Raw genomic sequence first — 17,149 nt, forward strand, 5'->3', positions numbered from 1 at the left:
GCGTAGCGTGGGCGGGGACGACAGCTCTTTCGGACCATGAGGCGACTCACCATGACTGTGTACGGTTCCTTCCCCGGTGCCCGGCCCCGTCGGCTGCGGACCAGCCCCGCGATGCGGCGCATGGTCGCCGAGACGAGGCTCCACCCGGCCGATCTGATCCTGCCCGCGTTCGTGCGGGAGGGCATCGGCGAGCCGGTGGCCATCTCGGCCATGCCGGGGGTCGTCCAGCACAGCCTGGACACACTGCGTAAGGCGGCCGTCGACGCGGTGTCCGCGGGTGTCTCCGGGATCATGCTGTACGGCGTGCCGGAGGACGCGAAGAAGGACGCGCTCGGGACGGCCGGGACCGACCCGGAGGGAATCCTCCAGGTGGCGATCCGGGCGGTCCGCGAGGAGGTCGGCGACGACCTGGTGATCATGTCCGACCTGTGTCTGGACGAGTACACCGACCACGGCCACTGCGGGGTGCTCGACGCCGCCGGGCGCGTCGACAACGACGCGACGCTGGAGCGGTACGCGGAGATGGCCCAGGTGCAGGCCGACGCGGGCGCCCATGTGCTGGGCACCAGCGGGATGATGGACGGCCAGGTCGGCGTGGCCCGCGACGCGCTGGACACGATCGGCAAGGAGGACGTGGCCGTCCTGGCGTACGCGGTGAAGTACTCGTCCGCGTTCTACGGCCCGTTCCGGGAGGCCGTCGGCTCCTCGCTGACGGGCGACCGCAAGACGTACCAGCAGGACCCGGCCAACGTACGGGAATCCATGCGCGAGTTGGCGCTCGACCTCGAAGAGGGCGCCGACATGGTGATGGTGAAGCCGGCCGGGCCCTATCTGGATGTGCTGGCGAAGGTCGCCGCCGAGGTGGCCGTCCCCGTCGCCGCGTACCAGATCAGTGGTGAGTACGCGATGATCGAGGCGGCGGCCGAGAAGGGCTGGATCGACCGGGAAAAGGCGATCATGGAGAGCCTGACCGGCATCAAGCGGGCCGGGGCGCAGCTGATCCTCACGTACTGGGCGACGGAGGTCGCGCGGGCGCTGTGAGCGCCCGCGCGTGACCGGCTGCCGCAGCCGTTACCAGGTGAGGGCGTCGGACATGGTGGCCTGCCAGTAGGAGACCGACGTGTCGTTGTTGGTCTTCGTCCCCTTCGGGAGGGTGAGGTTCGCGACCGAGCCCACCGACCCCTGGTTGTCGCGGCCCGCGAAGGAGACGCTGAGGTTGTACGCCGCGATGGTCGGGGAGCCTTCGCCGCCGCCCAGCGCGATCGAGGCGTAGGCCGACTGGCCGGGCGACAGGGTGACCACGGCCTGCGGCTGGCTGCTCTCGTTGATCTGGGTGACGGACTGGGCGTCGTCGAAGCCGAGGAGCGGCGCGTAGTAGGCGTAGCAGGTGGCGCTGCCGGCGTTGGTGGCGGTCACCAGCAGGTGGTTGATCGGGCGGCTGACCTTGGTGACGGTGATCTTGGTGTTGTCCGCGGTGCAGGTGCCGGGGGCCTTGCTCTTGGTCTTCTTGTTGTTGCTGGAGCCCTTGCCGCTGTTGCTGTTGCTGTTGCTGGTGGCCTTGCTGGCGTTGGTCTTGTCCGCGCTCTGGTCGGTGGAGTCCTGCGGGTTGTCGGTCTCCTTGGCCTCCGGCTTGTCCGTGGACGAGGTGGCCGTGGCCGTGGCCGTGGCGTCCGGCTTCGAGCCGGCGCCGACCGCGTCCGACTGGCCGCAGGCCGTGAGGGCGAGTGCGGCCACGAGGGCGGTGGTGGCGGTGGTGGCGGCGGAGCGGAATCGAAGGTTACGCATGAGTGTCTGTCTCCCGTTGTGGTGGTGCGTTCAGTGACGGTTGATGAGCACGAGCAGCACGGCTGTGCAGGCGATGAGTACGCAGACGGCCACGGCATCGACGAGGTCGTCGCGGTTCCGAGTGCGGATCGCTCCTCCTCGTTCGGCGGGTGCTGCACTCACCTTGCGGGGCGGCTGGAAGTGGCCGCAATCGGCAAGGGACAATGAGGGAAGCTGGAACGCTCAGGCGGCTGTGACCTGCGGGAACAGTGTTTCCCTGGGACGCGTTCCTGGAACGGCCGCGCACCTGTGGCAGACGCATCTGGAGGGGAACCCCGAGTGGCGACCACCGAGGCCAAGGCTTTCGCCGAACTGCTCACCGAGCTGAAGGACCGCTCGGGACAGAGCTACGGCGCGCTCGCCGCGAAGCTCCATGTCAGTACGTCCACGCTCCACCGCTACTGCAACGGCGACGCCGTCCCGGCCGAGTTCTCGGCGGCGGAGCGGTTCGGGCGGCTGTGCGGGGCGAAGGGCGAGGAGTTCGTGGAGCTGCACCGCCGGTGGATCCTCGCGGACGAGGCACGGCGGCGGTCCCGGGCGGCGGCGGCGCCGACTGCTGTCGCTGTCCCTGTCCCTGTGGCTGTTCCTGACTCCGCTGCTGTGGAGGAGCAGGCCGCCGAGAGCCCGGAGACCGATCCCGATGTTCCGGCCGCCGACCCGCCTCCCTCGCGGCGCAAGAAGCGGCTGTACGTCACTCTTGCCGCCGCGGCTGTCGTGGTGGCGGTCGCCGTACCGGCCGTTGTCTTCGGCCCCTTGAACGATTCGTCGAACGGCCGCTCACCCGTCGCGTCCGAGGTCTCGGAGGGCGGCGATGCGTCGAACTCGGCCTCGCCGTCCTCCTCTCCCTCCGCGTCACCGTCCCCCAGCAAGTCGCCCTCGCCGAAGGCCTCTCCGTCGGAGCGTGCGACTCCCAAGGGCGAGGCGAGCGGTGGCGGTGGTGCCGGGGGCGGAAAGGGAGCGGTCGCCGGGGTGCCGGTGACGGTGAACACCAAGCCGTACGCCTACGAGGACCCGTGCTCCCAGCACTACCTCGTCAACCGCCCCGAGACAGAGGTGCCCCCGCCCCCGAACGAGCCGGACGCGCCCGGCTGGGTGGGTGCGCTCGGCGCGGTGTCGAGCGGCAGCCAGTTCATCGAACTGGCCCTCCAGGGCACCGGGAGCGAGACCGTCATGCTCAACGAACTGAACGTCCGCGTGGTGGCGAGCGAGGCGCCGCTCGCCTGGAACGACTTCGCCACGGGCGTCGGCTGCGGCGGCGGTGTGACGACCAGGGCGTTCGCCGTGAACCTGGACGCCGGCCGCCCCGACGTCGCACCGCAGGGCGGGCAGCGGGACTTCCCCTACAAGGTGAGTGAGTCCGACCCGGAGGTCTTCCAGATCAGCGCGAAAGCCTCGGCCCGGTACGTCAGTTGGTACCTGGAGCTGGAGTGGTCCAGCGGCGGCCGCGAGGGCACGCTCCGCATCGACGACCGCGGGCAGCCGTTCCGTACGAGCGGCGCGAAGGGGCGGCCGTCCTTCAACTACCCGATGGGCGGCGCCTCGAAGTGGGAGACGGCACCCGTGAACGACCCGAACCAGTTCCCCTGACGCCTGTCCTGTCAGTGGGGTCACCTAGTGTCAGCCGGCATGAGGAAGACGGAAGGTGACATCGAGCGCGCGGACCTGACTCTCAACGCCATGGGAGTCAGAGACAGCGGCTATCGGGGCGTCGGCTGGTCGGATCAGCTTCTGGGCGAGTTGCGTGAGCTGCCTCAAGAGCGTCGTCGCAGCCTCGCCCGTTCCCTGGTCGAGCGTTGCCAACGCCTTGAGGAGACCTCCGAGTTCCGGGCGCGGACACTGCTTCTGGCCGGGATCCTCGCCGCCGATCTCCCCGAGGACCCACTGTCCGCCGAGCGCGTCAAGGTGCTCGACGACCTCGGCGAATGCCACTCCTTCTGGTACGAGGACCATTTCTCGGTTCTGGTGGAGGCGGAGCTGGCCGTCGGCCGTTCCCTCACACCGGCTGCGATTGCCGCCTTCCGGCGCAGTGGCATGGAGTACGGCTACCCCGCCGCACCACTCGTTCGCGCTGGTGAGAAACCAACCGACCCGGTGCTCAACGTGGGTGAGATGTGGGCCGAGCGTGCTCTGGAGCAGGTGGGTCCCGGTCCCGAAGACCCGTGGCGTGCGCTGTTCGCGCACGCCCTCACCGCCAAGTCCGCCAAGCCCAGCGCGAAGTGGGACAGGCTGGCCGGGCAGCTCGTCGAGCCGCTGGGCCCTGAGCTGGTGCGCGAGAAGGTGGTGTCCTGGCTCGCTCTGGTGGGCGTTCCGCGCACCTTCCGCGTGAAAGCCGTGTTCTGCGAAGACCGGCAGTTCAACGAGGTCTTCGACCCGTACAACGCCCTCGCGCTGCGTGGCCTCGCCTGGCTGTTGTCGCTACTGCCACCACATGCCGACGCGGCTCGCGCGCTGGGGGCCTTGGTGGACACCTCGCTGGAGAGGTTGCCCGGACGGGGCCCGCGCAGTGCGAAGGTCGCGCATGCGGGCGCTCTCGCCCTGGGCCGGGTCGACAGTGAATCCGCGCCGGCCGAACTGGACCGCCTCGCCGCCCGGGTGACACACAAGGCCACCGCGAAGGCGATCGCCACCGCCCAGGAGGCACACGCCACGCGTTCCCACGACGACAGATCAGCCCTCAGCTCGTATCCCGCCCTCTGACACGGAGGCGGGGTTCCCCTAGGCGGAGTCCGGTGCCTCGGGCGCTTCGGCGGGCTCGGCGGGCTCCGCACCCTCGTTCATGTGGGTCTCACCGAGGATCGTGGCGTGTTCCAGCACGTCCTCGGCCGGGTCGTCGATCTGGCCGATCGAGAGCAGTGTGAAGCCGCCGTTGTGCGAATTCGTGTGGGTCTCGTCCGCGGCGGCGCCGGTGGCGGGAAGTACGGCGCCCAGCACCGCCGCGCCCAGGACGGTCAGTGTGCGTGTGGCTTTCATCTGGTGGTGGCCCGTCTGCTCGTCGTGGTCCTCATGGTCCGGTCTGTCTATTGCGCGGACCGGGCTCAAAAGTCACGGCTGACGGCGTGTGTCGGGTAGGGATTCACCTCACCGGAGCAGTCGGCCCGACGGTCAGCGGACAACGTCCGAGGTGAAAGCCGCCCAAGCGGCGGGGGTGAGGTTGAGCACCGGGCCGTCGGAGACCTTGGAGTCCCGTACGTGCACGGCGGCGGGGTGGGCGGCGACCTCGACGCAGTTGCCGCCTTCGCTGCCGCTGTAGCTCGACTTGTGCCAGTCGTAGGCGACTTCGAGGCAGGCGCCGCCCTCACTTCCGCTGTAACTGGACTTGAACCACTCCAGTGCGGTGTTCATTGCTCTCCTAGCAGCCGGTCCAACAGGCCCTTTGTCTCTTCGGGGTTGCGGGCCTGCGTCCGCAGCATCGCATATTTGCGCGCCAGGATGCTGACCTCATCCGGGTCCTCGACAAAGAGGCTGCCCCGCTGTGTCTCGGCGTAGGCGAGGTGCTGATGATCGGGTGTTTCCAGCAGGACGAACGGCCCGTCGAGTCCTGCGTGAGTGATCCGGTAGAACGGCATGATCTGGAGGGTCAGGCCGGGAAGGTCGGCGCACTCACGAAGATGACGAAGCTGCTCAGCGAATACGGCCGGGGAGCCGAGCCGGTCGTTGAGTACAGCTTCGCTGATCAGAAAGCTGCAGGTCGGTGGGATCTTGCGGTGCAGAATCTGTTGACGTTCGATGCGCCCGGCGACGCGGGTGTTGATCTCGTCCTCGCTGAAGGTGGGGACCCTGCTGCGGAAGACCGCCCGCGCGTAGTCCTCGGTCTGGAGTTGGCCAGGCACTACCTGGTTCTCGTACGAGGAGATGGCGATCGCCTCCTGCTCCTGATCGATGAACGCCGCCGCCCACGTCGGATACCGGTCGATCTCCGGCATGTTGTCCACCGCCGTCGCCAACGCCCCTTTCGTCAAAAGCACTTGATCCAGCAGCGCCGCCAGATCAGGCTTCAGTAGGCGTCGGCCTTGCTCCACCGACGCGATCGTCTCCGTGTGTACGCAGGCGCGCTCCGCGAGTTGGCGTTGGGTCAGGCCCGCCGCTTCCCGAAAGAGGGCGACCAGCGCGCCCACGAGCTTCATCGCCGACGCGTTCTTCCGCTGTCGTTTTCTGCTGTGCATACCCGTTCAACTCCCCGTCCCCGTCCGTACGTCACGCCCGCGCAGCCCGTACGGAATCTTTGTACGGGTGCGCGTACTGCATCAGCGTAATCACAGGCAGTGACAATCGCCCTGTGAATGAGACGAATCCACCCCCCGCCCAGCGCGAGCGTTTCTACCGCCGCGAACGCCGATCCGTGCCCGCCGCCAGGCAGTTCGTACGGGAGGCGGTGATCGACTGGGCGCTCGGCGAGCGGCTCGACGACGTCTTGCTGTGCGTGAGCGAGCTGGCGACCAACGCGCTGGTGCACGGAGTTCCGCCGGGGCGCGGGTACCGGTTGCAGCTGTTGTTGCTCGCGGACGGCGTGCTCCGTATCGAGGTGCACGACAGCGGGGACGGGCGGCCGAGTGTCCGGGAGCCGTACGGGGAGTCCGGGCGCGGGCTCATGCTGGTCGCCGCTCTCGCGGACAAATGGGGGGTGGGGGAGCGTGATCCCGGAAAGATCGTGTGGTGCGAATTCGTGATCTGACCGGGTGACATTCCTGCAATTCAAGTCTTTCCAGGATGCGGCCCCGCCTACCCTGACTCTCGCTCATGGCCGGTACATCCAAGCAGCGGTCATCATCCCGGGAGATCACGCATGAATGAGCCCAAGAATTCGAATGCGATGCCTCGGCGTCAATTCGTCTCGCTCTCCGCCATCGGTACGGCGGCGCTCCTGGCCGGCGGGGGAGCGGCCGGGAGCCCGGCCGCGGCCGCCGGCCTGGTGCCCGGCTCGTGCCCCACTCCGCCGCCTCCCGGGGGCGCGAACCCCTGTCCCCCTGCCGCTCTTCAATCCCTCTGCGGCAGCCCCACCGACAACGATCCGCTGTGGAGGGACGTTCAGTCCTGTACGGGAGGCACTCCCGGGCCCAACTGCCTGAACGTGACTCAGAATTACGTCGTGCTGCACGGCAGGCCCGAGACCCAGCACAATTATCTGCTGCTCCCCACTTGTCGGATCAAGGGCATCGAATGCCCCTTCATCTCGACCTCGGCGGCGGCGAATTACTGGGACGACGCATGGCAGAACGCGAGGAACGGGGGGAGCGTTCCCGTGCGATACCCCAATATCGGATTGGGGATCAACTCGCAGATCGCCCGGCGCCTCAACCAATTGCACATTCATATGGCCGGCGTCCGGCCGAGCACACAGCGGCGGTTGCAAGAACTCGAAACGATGAACCGCCTCGCCACGCAGCCCGCGCAGTGGGCCGCCCCGCAGTACCAGGTGGCCGTCACGGGCTCCGGGGGCGACCGTACGTACCGGGCACTCAGGCTGCCCAACCTCTCGCAGAATCTGTTCACGCTGCTGTCCAACAACGTGGTGGTGCCGAACGGGCTGGACATGGGGAACCAGACGCTGATCGTGGTGCCGAAGATGAACGCCGCCGGATTCGCCGGGGCTTTCTACGTCCTCAACAGCGACTCTTCGCTCCACGACGGTACGAACACGTGCGACCACCTGCTCGTGTACAGCTGACCGATCCGGGGACGGGTCCCGGGGGCTCGGTCAGTCCCACCAGAAGGTCCAGGCGGGCTGGTCCAGCACCTGGTTCGTGGCGTACGCGGGCAGGGTGGTGTGGTGGCCCTGGTGGAGGTTGTCCGGGCAGAACGCGAAGTGCTCCGCCGCGACCGCCTCCGCCTCCTCCTGGGTCGTCGGCGGGGCGGCCACCGAGACCACCAACTGGTCGAAGGTGAGCGCCACCACCCGTATCCCGAAGCGGTCCTCCCACGACCGCAGCACCGCGCACAGCCGTGCGACGTCTCCCTCGTGGTTCACCGGGCCCAGCCAGCCGACGGCCGCCGGTATGTCCGCGCTGCGGCGGGCCGGGACCAGGGCCAGACGTGCGCCGTGCAGCCAACTGCCCTCGTCCGTAAGGATGGAGGCGACCTCGGCCGCCTCCTTGTCCGGGTCGGCCGACGACGTCAGCGGGGCCGCCAGGCCCGGCCACTCGTCCTCCTCCGTCAGACGCTCCCAGGACTCCGCGAGGACGTCCTCCGCGTCGTGGTCCCCCGGATACGACGCGGAGTCCGGGCTCAGCTCCCAGTCCTCCGGCCACTCCTTGCGGTGCCCGCCGTGGACGAGCAGCGGATGCAGCCCGGCCGCCTTGCGGGCGGGCAGCAGATCGGCCCACGCCCGGTGGGTCGCCGGCTCGTCCGCGTACCAGAGGAGCGGTTCGTGCCAGGTCCCGTCGATGGTCGCGTCGACCAGCTTGCCGGGCGGCAGCTGGAGCCCGACCGACCGTCCCGTGGGGTCGGTGGCCAGGGCGGGCAGGGGGTTGGGGAGCGTCGCCATGCAGGAGACCTTAAATGCCCGCACCGACAACGGGGTTCAGCTTGTGGAACTTGCCGTGCCCGGTCCCGTACGCAGCAGGTCGGCGAGGCGGGAGAGGCCGTCCGCCGCGTGGCCCTCGGCCACCGCGCGGTCGAGGAGTGGCTGGACCGGGGCGAACAGTTCCGTGCTGACACCCTGCGCGGCGAACGCCTCCAGCAGGTTGGGGAACGCCTCCTGGTTGACGGCCAGGCTCGACACGTCCGTCAGATGCTGCCCCGAGTCGATCGCCTCCGCCCATCTCGGGGCGGAGCCGAGCATGGCGCCCACCCACGGCACCAGCAGCTCCGAGAACTCGGCGGCCGGGATGGACTCCGTACCGACCAGGGCGTACGCCTGCAGCACGCCCATGACCATCCCGTACATGCCGGTGAGCAGCGCCAGGTCGTACAGCGCGGCGAGGCCGGGGTCGGTGCCGACGTACTTCGTGCCGCCGAGCGTCGCGAACGTCTCCCGGTGTGTGTCGAAGAGTTCCCGCGCGCCGCTGTAGAAGACGTACGCGTGCGGGCCCGCGATCATCTGTGGGACGGCCATGATCCCGCCGTCGAGATATCCGGCACCCTCCTTCGCGGCCCAGGCGGCGAGGTCACGTGCCTGCTCGGGGGTGCCGTTGGTGAGGTTGGCGACGGTCTTGCCGGTGAACTGTCCGGAGAGCGGTTCGAGGACGGTGCGGACCGTGTCGTACGTGGTGAGGCAGACGACCACCAGCGGGCTCGCGGCCACCGCCTCGGCGGCCGTGCCGGCGGGGGTCGCGCCCTGGGCGACCAGGGGGCCGGTCTTGGCGGGGGATCTGTTCCACACGGTGACGGGGTGCCCGGCCTTGAGGAAGGCGGCGGCGAGGGCGGTGCCCATCATGCCGAGGCCGATGACGGAGACGGCGGGCTTGGGGGTGGGCGTATCGGCGGCGGACATGCGGGTGCTCCTCCAGGTCGGGCGAACGGGGGGTCGCTTTCGCGTTCGCTTTCGATCTTCGGGGGGAGGACTTCTGCCCACAAGTACCGACTATTTAGTGCGGTACACACCGGGAGGTAAGCAAGAGAGATACGGAAGTGTGTGCGAGAGGCGGGCCCGAGACGGAAGGATGGCGAGCGCCAACTGGCGTACCAGGAGCCCCAGGAGCCCGATCTTGTCTTACGTGCACCATGTCGAGCAGTTCTACGGACTGCCCGCCTACAACTTCCCGCCGGCCGCCGACCCGGCGGACCTGCCGCCCGCCGACGCGGTCGCCTGGCGGCTGCACCGGGAGCCGTACGACGCCGAGGAGGACGCGGACGTCTGCTGGAAGCGCTTCACCGAGATGGTCGAGCTGGAGAAGGTACGGGCGATCATCTTCGGCCAGCCCTGGTACGACGGCGACGGCGGGATGTCGGACGACGAGCTGATCAGTCTCGCCCCGCGGCTGACCGGGCTCGAAGCGCTCTTCCTCGGCGATCTGGAGGACGAGCAGGCGATGCTCTCCTCGATCTACCTCGGTGACGTCGCGCCGATCCTGGCGGCCTTCCCCGGACTCAGGGAGCTGGCCGTACGCGGCGGGGAAGGTCTCGACTTCCCCGTCTCCGGACACGAGGGACTGCGCGTGCTGCGCGTCGAGTCCGGCGGGCTGCCCCCGCACGCCGCCGAACAGATCGCCGCCGCCCAACTGCCGTCGCTGGAGCGCCTGGAGCTGTGGCTCGGGGACGAGAACTACGGCGGCGGTGTCACGGTCGAGCAGCTGGCGCCGCTGTTCGCGGGGGAGGGCAAGCCGGCGCTGCGCCACCTCGGCCTCCAGAACAGCTTCATCCAGGACGAGTTGGCCGCCGCGCTCGCCTCCGCGCCGGTGGTGCCCCAACTCAGCTCGCTGAGTTTGTCGATGGGCGCGCTGTCCGACGAGGGCGTGGAGGCACTGCTCCAGGGGCAGCCGCTGACGCACCTGCGGGAACTCGATCTCTCCTTCCACTTCATCAGCCACGAGATGATGCTGCGGATCTGGACGGCCCTGGAGCCGGCGGGAGTCCGGGTGGATCTGACCATGAAGCACCACGCCGAGCCGGACGACTGGGACGAGGACGGCCGCTACATCGCGGCGTCCGAGTGATCCCCCGCGTTCCCGTCCTCCTGTCGAACCCTCGAAAGGCCACTCCACGATGTCCCGCGCACCCAAACCCCATGCCCCCGAGTCCGAGGACCCGGACGACATCCTGATCGCCAGCGAGTCCCTGAACGCCCGATATCCCTGGCGGGACCCCGCCAAGCGGGTGCCGTACGGGATCGTGCTGCTCATCGCGGCCAAGCTGAAGTGGAGCCCTGCCGCGGTCGTTTCCCGGCTGGGCGCGCTGGGGTACGCCGACATCCAGCGCTCCGACGGCCCGCTGCCCGACGCCGTCGAGCCCGACGACGCGTCGCTGATCGCGAGCGTCGACAGGCGGTTCGGCCTCACCCCGGTCGACGTCGACAAGACCGTGTCCCTGCGGCAGGTCGTCGAGTCGGCTGCCCTCACGGGCCGTTCCCCGGCCGATGTCGCACGGCGCCTGACCGCGTACGGCTATCAGGTCGGGACCGGCGCCCGGCCGCTGCCCGAGACCGCCAACCCGCGTGACGTCATGCTGATCCGCAAGGACCGCCGGGGCGACTGGCTCAACTGGGGCGACCAGGTCTCCGGGCACGATGTGCTGCGCCTGGCCCAGGAGTTGTCGTGCAGCCCGCACTTCGCCGCCGAGCGGCTGATCGCGCTCGGCCTGCGGCTGCCGTACACCCCCGAACCCGGGGACGAACGGCTCCTCAAGTACGCGGACACTCCCGGCGGCGGCTGGATCGGACAGTGGGGATCCGCGCCCGTCGCGCACATCCTCACCGTCGCCCGCGAGACGGGCCGCTCGCACGCGGACATCGTCGCCAGGCTGAAGGAGCTGGGCTGCCAGCGGCCGAGCGGGAACGTACCCGAGAGCCAGGAGGAGGACGACCTCGTCCTCCTCAGCGAGAACCTCGACGGCGAACAGCCCTGGCTGATGAAGAACGACGTCGTCGGCCTCCAACTGCGCCACATCCTGCGCGCGTCCCTCGTCACGGGCCGCAGCCCCGCCCAGGTCACCGAGAGACTGACCACGCTGGGCCACTGGCTGCACGAGAACGCGAACGTGCCCGAGACCGCCGAGGAGGCCGACATCCGCCTCCTGGAGACGGTCACCCGCTCGTACCTGGACAACGTCCACCTGGAGAACGTGCTGCGCAGCGCGAGCCTCACGGGCCGCAGCCCGGCGGACGTCGCGGCGCGGCTGACGGAGCTGGGGTACCGGCTGCCGGACGAGGTGACGTACCCGGAGGTACGGCCGGGGGTGCGCGTCGCTTAGGGGCGGCGGCGACCGGCACGGCGCTCGGCCGTGCCGGTCACCGGCGTTGAGGTGCTAAAGGCGCTCGGGTGTGTGGATGCCGAGCAGGGCCATGCCCTGGCGCAGCGTGCGGGCCGTGACGTCGCACAGGAAGAGGCGGTTCTCCGCGATCTCCTGCGGGGGCGCCGGCTTGACGACCGGGCACTCCGTGTAGAACGTCGTGAAGAGCGACGCCAGTTGGTACAGATACGCCGTCAGCTTGTGCGGCTCGTACGCCGACGCGGCCTCCGCCAGGACCTCGCCGAACTGGTCCAGGTGCAGACCCAGCGCCCGCTCCGCCGGGGCCAGTGCCAGCTCGGGGTGGGCCACGGGTGAGCGGTCGCCCGCGTTGCCGAAGATGGACCGGGTCCGGGCGTACGCGTACTGGATGTAGACGCTCGTGTCGCCCTGCAGCGACACCATCTGGTCCAGGTCGAACTTGTAGTCCCGCGCGGCGGAGGTCGACAGGTCGGCGTACTTCACCGCGCCGATGCCCACCTCCGTGGCGCGCTCGACGACCTCGTCCTCGGTGAGACCGATGCCCTTGCCCTTCTCCCGGACGACCGCCGCCGCGCGCTCGACCGCCTCGTCCAGCAGGTCCACCAGCCGCACCGTCTCGCCCTCACGGGTCTTGAACGGCTTGCCGTCCTTACCGAGGACGGTGCCGAACGCGAGCTGGACGGCCTTGACGTCCTCGTTCAGCCAGCCGGCCCGGCGGGCGGTCTCGAAGACCATCTTGAAGTGGAGGGACTGGCGGGCGTCCACCACGTACAGCAGGGTGTCCGCCTTCAGATTCCCCACCCGGTCGCGGATCGCGGACAGGTCGGTGGCCGCGTACCCGTAACCGCCGTTGGTCTTCTTGACGATGAGCGGCGTCGGATTGCCGTCGGGGCCCTTCACGTCGTCGAAGAAGACGCACAGCGCCCCGTCGGAGCGGACGGCGACGCCCGTCTCCTCAAGGATGCGGCAGGTCTCTTCGAGCATGTCGTTGTAGCCGGACTCGCCGACGACGTCCTCGTCGCGGATCTCCATGTCGAGCTTGTCGAAGACCGAGTGGAAGTAGATCTTCGACTCGTCCACGAACCGCTGCCACTGGGCGAGGGTGTCGGCGTCACCGGCCTGGAGGGCGACGACGCGGTCGCGGGCGCGGGTCTTGAACTCCTCGTCGGAGTCGAAGACCGTGCGGGCGGCCTTGTAGAGCCGGTTGAGGTTCGACATCGCCTCCTCGCCGGAGACCTGATCCGTGCGGCTGTGGTCCAACTCGTGCGGGTGCTCGGTCAGATACTGGATGAGCATGCCGAACTGCGTGCCCCAGTCGCCGATGTGGTGGCGCCTGATCACGTTCTCGCCGGTGAACTCCAGGATCTCGACCATCGCGGCGCCGATCACGGCGGAGCGCAGATGACCGACGTGCATCTCCTTGGCGACGTTGGGCTGCGCGTAGTCGATGACCGTCGTGCCGGGGTCCGCGGCGCGCGGGACGCCGAGACGGTCGTCGGCGGCGCGGGCGGCCAGCGTCTCGACGATCGCCCGGTCCGTGACGGTGATGTTGAGGAAGCCGGGGCCCGAGACCTCGACCTCCTTGATGAGGTCGCCGCCGACCAGCGCGTCCACGACCTTGGTCGCCAGCTCGCGCGGATTGCCCTTCAGCTTCTTGGCCAGCGCCAGCATCCCGTTGGCCTGGAAGTCCGCCCGGTCGCTACGTCGCAGCAAAGGGTCCGCGGGGCCGGCCTCCGGCAGGGCTGCCGAGAGGGCGTCCGCGATGCGCTGATCGACGGTCGAGGCGAGGGAAGTGACCGGGGCCATGGGCTGGGAGCCGTTCCTGTAGAGGTGTGGAGGGGGTGTTCGGAGGAAGTCTTCGTAACCCCATTCTCCCATGGGGCAACAAGTCGTTTTCGCATTGTCGGAGGCGCCTGGGACACTGGTCGTCGCCGGTATCGCGGGCGTAGAGACGTATTCCGCGGGGCGTAGCAGAAAGAAGGACGTACCGACCGTGGCTCAGAGCACCGAGACCGACTGGGTCTCCCGTTTCGCGGACGATGTCATCGCCGAGTCGGAGCGACGTGCGCCTGGCAAACCGGTCGTCGTCGCCTCCGGAATCTCCCCCTCCGGCCCGATCCACCTGGGCAATCTCCGCGAGGTCATGACGCCGCATCTCGTCGCCGACGAGATCCGCAGGCGTGGTCACGAGGTCAGGCACCTCATCTCCTGGGACGACTACGACCGCTACCGCAAGGTGCCGATCGGCATCCCCGGGGTGGACGACTCCTGGGGCGAGCACATCGGCAAGCCCCTGACGTCCGTGCCCGCCCCGGCCGGGTCCGCGTATCCGAACTGGGCCGAGCACTTCAAGGCCGAGCTGATCGAGTCGCTGGTGGAGCTGGGCGTCGAGTACGACGGGATCAGCCAGACCGAGAAGTATCTGGCGGGGACCTACCGCGAGCAGATCCTGCACGCGATGCGGCACCGGGGCGAGATCGACGCGATCCTCGGGCGCTACCGCACGAAGGACACGTCGGCGGGCGGGACGAAGGGCCCGGCGGGCGCCGGAAAGAAGCCGCAGCAGAAGAAGGTCGACGAGGCCGAGCTGGAGGCCGCCGAGGGATCGGGCGCCGCCGACGAGGACGACGGCGCCGGATCGGCCGGGTACTTCCCGTACAAGCCGTACTGCGGCAACGAGGGCTGCGGCAAGGACCTGACCACCGTCACCGCGTACGACGACGGGACGACCGAGCTGACCTACGTCTGCCAGGCCTGCGGGTTCGGCGAGACGGTCCTGCTCAACGAGTTCAACCGGGGCAAGCTGGTCTGGAAGGTCGACTGGCCGATGCGCTGGGCGTACGAGGGCGTGATCTTCGAGCCGTCCGGCGTCGACCACTCCTCGCCCGGATCGTCGTTCGTCGTCGGCGGGCAGATCGTGCGCGAGATCTTCGACGGCGTGCAGCCGATCGGGCCGATGTACGCGTTCGTGGGGATCTCCGGGATGGCGAAGATGTCGTCCTCCAAGGGAGGCGTGCCGATCCCGGCCGACGCGCTGCGGATCATGGAGGCGCCGCTGCTGCGCTGGCTGTACGCGCGGCGCAGGCCGAACCAGTCGTTCAAGATCGCCTTCGACCAGGAGATCCAGCGGCTGTACGACGAGTGGGACGCCCTGGAGCGCAAGATCGCGGACGGTTCGGTGCAGGCGGCCGACGCCGCCGCGTACTCGCGGGCCGCGCGTACGGCGGCCCGTGAGCTGCCGCGTACGCCGCGACCGCTGCCGTACCGCACGCTGGCCTCCGTCGTGGACATCACGGCGGGCGCCGAGGAGCAGACGCTGCGGATCCTCGGCGAGCTGGACCCGGCCGACCCGCTGACCTCACTGGACGAGGCGCGGCCCCGGCTGGACAAGGCGGAGAACTGGATCACCAGCCAGGTGCCCGCCGAGGCCCGGACCGTCGTCCGGGGCGAGCCCGACCGGGAGCTGCTGGAGTCGCTGGACGCGCAGACGCGCGAGGCGCTGCGGCTGCTGCTGGCGGACCTGGACGCGCACTGGTCGCTGGACGGGCTCACGACGCTCGTCTACGGCGTGCCGAAGGTGCTGGCGGGGCTGGCGCCCGACGCGAAGCCGACGCCGGAGCTGAAGGCCGCGCAGCGGTCGTTCTTCGCGGTGCTCTACCGGCTGCTGGTGACCAGGGACACGGGACCGCGGCTGCCGACGCTGCTGCTGGCGGTGGGGGCGGACCGGGTACGGACGCTGCTGGGCGGCTGAGTCTGTTGTGCGACGGGATCGGCCACCGGGGTTGCCCCGGTGGCCGGTTCGTGTTTCGTGTCCTCTGTTTCAGGCGATCTGCTCGGCGTCGTCCTGCGCGTCCAACTGCTGCTGGTAGCGGCGCTTGAAGTCCTTCAGGTACTGGCGCAGAGAGTTCTCGCTCAACGGGCCACCCGTGCGGCCGGTCACGCCGTACAGGTCCTGCAAGTAGATCGCGAACTGACGGGCGTTGGGCAGGTCCTGGCGCTCGCTGACGTACCTCAAGTAGGCGTTGAAGTACGCCTCCTCGCGGGGCATGCCGTTGGGGAGTGAGGCCGTCGGGGCTTCCTCCAGCTCGGGCTCGGGCTCGACGTCGGGCTCGAACTCGACCTGGGGCTGCGGGCCGAGAGGGCGGCGGGGCGGGGACTGCTGCTCCTGCTGGGCCGCCTGCTGCTGCTCCGGCTCCTGCTGCTCCTGGACTTCGGGCTGCTGGTCCTCGTAGCGGTCGAACTGGCGGTGGGCCCGCTCGTACTGCTCGTACTGCTGCTGGTCGTACTGCTGCTCGTACTGCTGCGGGTCGTACGTGGGATCGTACGAGCCCTCGTACGGGCCCTCAGGCGCGCGCGGGGCGGCGAACCAGGGGTTCGCCTCGGCGGCGGCACCGGCGTCCTGGCCCTGCTCCTCGTGCTCCCGTGCCCACTGCTCCTCCTTCTGAAGCTGGATCCACTCCTCCTCGGTGAGTTCGGGCTGCGGGTGCTGTTGGCGGTGCTGCTGGTGTTGTTGCTGCGGCTGGGGTTGCTGGGCCTGGGCCTGGGGGAGTTCGGGTACGGCCGTGGCCGCGGTCACGGGGGCGGGCGGGAGCAGGGCCGGTTCGATGCCCGCCGCGGCGAGGCCGGCCGGGCCGGTGTCGGCGAGCGGGACGCCGTACTTGGCGAGGCGCAGCGGCATCATCGCCTCGATGGGCGCCTTGCGGCGCCAGTTGCGGCCGTAGCGCGCCTGGAGGCGGGCCTGGTAGATGAGCCGGTCCTGTTCGAGCTGGATGATGTCCTCGTAGCTGCGGATCTCCCACAGCTTCATCCGGCGCCACAGCTTGAACGTCGGGATGGGCGAGAGCAGCCAGCGGGTGAGGCGGACGCCCTCCATGTGCTTGTCGGCGGTGATGTCCGCGATGCGGCCGACGGCGTGGCGGGCTGCCTCGACGGAGACGACGAAGAGGATCGGGATCACCGCGTGCATGCCGACGCCGAGAGGGTCGGGCCAGGCGGCGGCGCCGTTGAAGGCGATGGTGGCGATGGTGAGCAGCCACGCGGTCTGGCGCAGGAGCGGGAACGGGATCCGCATCCAGGTCAGCAGGAGGTCGAGCGCCAGCAGGACGCAGATACCCGCGTCGATACCGATCGGGAAGACGATCGAGAACTGGCCGAAGCCCTTCTGCTCGGCGAGTTCGCGCACGGCGGCGTACGACCCCGCGAAACCGATCGCGGCGATGAGAACCGCGCCGGCGACGACGACGCCGATGAGTATTCGGTGCGTGCGAGTGAGCTGCATCGCGGCCACCCGTGGCCCCTCCCGTCCTGGACATCTGGCGGGGCACAGCCTGGCACATGTGTACGGGTGCTGTGGCCCAGGGAGCCTTGCGCGGCCGGGGAGTTGGGGTGCGGGGGTGGTGTGGTGAGGTGTTTGTCCTCAATCGTCGGACGGGCCCGGACGGGCCCGGACGGGCTCGGACGGGTC

Annotated in this window: 16 protein-coding genes; 8 read left to right on the top strand and 8 right to left on the bottom strand. The window is 69.4% G+C overall.

The window, feature by feature from the left end; translation table 11 throughout:
• The first annotated feature begins 51 nt into the window (after window positions 1–51).
• Window positions 52–1,041: a porphobilinogen synthase gene (gene hemB / locus ACFT9I_RS28090; protein WP_382568738.1), complete on the top strand. Its 990-nt coding sequence runs from the start codon at window positions 52–54 to the stop codon at window positions 1,039–1,041.
• Window positions 1,042–1,071: 30 nt separating this feature from the next.
• On the opposite strand, the gene ACFT9I_RS28095 is transcribed toward hemB, so the two are convergent.
• Window positions 1,072–1,785, bottom strand: coding sequence for a DUF4232 domain-containing protein (locus tag ACFT9I_RS28095; RefSeq protein WP_382568739.1), 714 nt, complete (start codon window positions 1,783–1,785; stop codon window positions 1,072–1,074).
• Between the two features lie 318 nt (window positions 1,786–2,103).
• On the opposite strand from ACFT9I_RS28095, the gene ACFT9I_RS28100 reads away from it, so the two are divergent.
• Both ACFT9I_RS28100 and ACFT9I_RS28105 read left to right on the top strand, forming a co-directional pair.
• Complete coding sequence (locus ACFT9I_RS28100; RefSeq protein WP_382568740.1) at window positions 2,104–3,411, top strand: helix-turn-helix domain-containing protein; 1,308 nt, start codon at window positions 2,104–2,106, stop codon at window positions 3,409–3,411.
• A gap of 39 nt (window positions 3,412–3,450) precedes the next feature.
• Window positions 3,451–4,521, top strand: coding sequence for a hypothetical protein (locus ACFT9I_RS28105; RefSeq protein WP_382568742.1), 1,071 nt, complete (start codon window positions 3,451–3,453; stop codon window positions 4,519–4,521).
• 18 nt (window positions 4,522–4,539) lie between these two features.
• Here the strand turns inward: ACFT9I_RS28105 and ACFT9I_RS28110 are convergent, their stop codons facing one another.
• The 3 genes from ACFT9I_RS28110 to ACFT9I_RS28120 all read right to left on the bottom strand — a co-directional run bounded on the left by ACFT9I_RS28110 (window position 4,540) and on the right by ACFT9I_RS28120 (window position 5,987).
• Window positions 4,540–4,794 (bottom strand): hypothetical protein, encoded by a 255-nt coding sequence (locus ACFT9I_RS28110; RefSeq protein ID WP_382568744.1) that lies wholly within the window; start codon window positions 4,792–4,794, stop codon window positions 4,540–4,542.
• A gap of 132 nt (window positions 4,795–4,926) precedes the next feature.
• The gene (locus ACFT9I_RS28115; protein ID WP_382568745.1) at window positions 4,927–5,166 is read right to left on the bottom strand and encodes a DUF397 domain-containing protein; all 240 of its coding nucleotides are present in this window, start codon (window positions 5,164–5,166) and stop codon (window positions 4,927–4,929) included.
• A complete protein-coding gene (locus ACFT9I_RS28120; RefSeq protein ID WP_382568747.1) occupies window positions 5,163–5,987 on the bottom strand; it encodes a Scr1 family TA system antitoxin-like transcriptional regulator in 825 nt (274 codons plus the stop codon). Before ACFT9I_RS28120 ends, ACFT9I_RS28115 begins: the two co-directional genes overlap by 4 nt.
• Before the next feature lie 113 nt (window positions 5,988–6,100).
• Between ACFT9I_RS28120 and ACFT9I_RS28125 the strand changes: the two genes are divergently transcribed.
• Both ACFT9I_RS28125 and ACFT9I_RS28130 read left to right on the top strand, forming a co-directional pair.
• Window positions 6,101–6,496 (top strand): ATP-binding protein, encoded by a 396-nt coding sequence (locus tag ACFT9I_RS28125; protein WP_382568749.1) that lies wholly within the window; start codon window positions 6,101–6,103, stop codon window positions 6,494–6,496.
• Between the two features lie 237 nt (window positions 6,497–6,733).
• Entirely contained in the window at window positions 6,734–7,489 is a 756-nt protein-coding gene (locus ACFT9I_RS28130; RefSeq protein WP_382568818.1) for a CDP-diacylglycerol diphosphatase, read from the top strand.
• Between the two features lie 30 nt (window positions 7,490–7,519).
• Here the strand turns inward: ACFT9I_RS28130 and ACFT9I_RS28135 are convergent, their stop codons facing one another.
• Together ACFT9I_RS28135 and ACFT9I_RS28140 are read right to left on the bottom strand one after the other, a co-directional pair.
• The gene (locus ACFT9I_RS28135) at window positions 7,520–8,305 is read right to left on the bottom strand and encodes a DUF4253 domain-containing protein (protein ID WP_382568751.1); all 786 of its coding nucleotides are present in this window, start codon (window positions 8,303–8,305) and stop codon (window positions 7,520–7,522) included.
• Window positions 8,306–8,341: 36 nt separating this feature from the next.
• The gene (locus ACFT9I_RS28140) at window positions 8,342–9,253 is read right to left on the bottom strand and encodes an NAD(P)-dependent oxidoreductase (RefSeq protein WP_382568753.1); all 912 of its coding nucleotides are present in this window, start codon (window positions 9,251–9,253) and stop codon (window positions 8,342–8,344) included.
• A 223-nt stretch (window positions 9,254–9,476) separates the two neighbouring features.
• Between ACFT9I_RS28140 and ACFT9I_RS28145 the strand changes: the two genes are divergently transcribed.
• Together ACFT9I_RS28145 and ACFT9I_RS28150 are read left to right on the top strand one after the other, a co-directional pair.
• Window positions 9,477–10,415, top strand: coding sequence for an STM4015 family protein (locus ACFT9I_RS28145; protein ID WP_382568820.1), 939 nt, complete (start codon window positions 9,477–9,479; stop codon window positions 10,413–10,415).
• Window positions 10,416–10,464: 49 nt separating this feature from the next.
• Window positions 10,465–11,667 carry a hypothetical protein gene (locus ACFT9I_RS28150; RefSeq protein ID WP_382568755.1) on the top strand — a complete coding sequence of 401 codons (1,203 nt, stop codon included), beginning with the start codon at window positions 10,465–10,467 and terminating at the stop codon, window positions 11,665–11,667.
• 54 nt (window positions 11,668–11,721) lie between these two features.
• Here the strand turns inward: ACFT9I_RS28150 and argS are convergent, their stop codons facing one another.
• On the bottom strand, window positions 11,722–13,491 hold the full coding sequence (gene argS, locus ACFT9I_RS28155; protein ID WP_382568756.1) for an arginine--tRNA ligase: 1,770 nt from the start codon (window positions 13,489–13,491) through the stop codon (window positions 11,722–11,724).
• 187 nt (window positions 13,492–13,678) lie between these two features.
• Here argS and lysS point away from each other — a divergent pair, with 187 nt between their 5' ends.
• Window positions 13,679–15,436 carry a lysine--tRNA ligase gene (lysS, locus tag ACFT9I_RS28160; protein WP_382568757.1) on the top strand — a complete coding sequence of 586 codons (1,758 nt, stop codon included), beginning with the start codon at window positions 13,679–13,681 and terminating at the stop codon, window positions 15,434–15,436.
• A gap of 69 nt (window positions 15,437–15,505) precedes the next feature.
• On the opposite strand, the gene ACFT9I_RS28165 is transcribed toward lysS, so the two are convergent.
• Window positions 15,506–16,972 carry a DUF2637 domain-containing protein gene (locus tag ACFT9I_RS28165; RefSeq protein ID WP_382568759.1) on the bottom strand — a complete coding sequence of 489 codons (1,467 nt, stop codon included), beginning with the start codon at window positions 16,970–16,972 and terminating at the stop codon, window positions 15,506–15,508.
• Between the last annotated feature and the right edge of the window lie 177 nt (window positions 16,973–17,149).

Source organism: Streptomyces sp. NPDC057137, from assembly GCF_042670825.1.
In the GTDB taxonomy this organism is placed as follows: domain Bacteria; phylum Actinomycetota; class Actinomycetes; order Streptomycetales; family Streptomycetaceae; genus Streptomyces.

What these genes read in the sequence shown, in the direction of transcription:
- argS (WP_382568756.1), bottom strand. Translation starts at nt 13,491, where the DNA reads ATGGCCCCGGTCACTTCCCTCGCCTCGACCGTCGATCAGCGCATCGCG.
- ACFT9I_RS28140 (WP_382568753.1), bottom strand. Translation starts at nt 9,253, where the DNA reads ATGTCCGCCGCCGATACGCCCACCCCCAAGCCCGCCGTCTCCGTCATC.
- ACFT9I_RS28120 (WP_382568747.1), bottom strand. Translation starts at nt 5,987, where the DNA reads ATGCACAGCAGAAAACGACAGCGGAAGAACGCGTCGGCGATGAAGCTC.
- ACFT9I_RS28135 (WP_382568751.1), bottom strand. Translation starts at nt 8,305, where the DNA reads ATGGCGACGCTCCCCAACCCCCTGCCCGCCCTGGCCACCGACCCCACG.
- hemB (WP_382568738.1), top strand. Translation starts at nt 52, where the DNA reads ATGACTGTGTACGGTTCCTTCCCCGGTGCCCGGCCCCGTCGGCTGCGG.
- ACFT9I_RS28115 (WP_382568745.1), bottom strand. Translation starts at nt 5,166, where the DNA reads ATGAACACCGCACTGGAGTGGTTCAAGTCCAGTTACAGCGGAAGTGAG.
- ACFT9I_RS28105 (WP_382568742.1), top strand. Translation starts at nt 3,451, where the DNA reads ATGAGGAAGACGGAAGGTGACATCGAGCGCGCGGACCTGACTCTCAAC.
- ACFT9I_RS28095 (WP_382568739.1), bottom strand. Translation starts at nt 1,785, where the DNA reads ATGCGTAACCTTCGATTCCGCTCCGCCGCCACCACCGCCACCACCGCC.
- ACFT9I_RS28110 (WP_382568744.1), bottom strand. Translation starts at nt 4,794, where the DNA reads ATGAAAGCCACACGCACACTGACCGTCCTGGGCGCGGCGGTGCTGGGC.
- ACFT9I_RS28150 (WP_382568755.1), top strand. Translation starts at nt 10,465, where the DNA reads ATGTCCCGCGCACCCAAACCCCATGCCCCCGAGTCCGAGGACCCGGAC.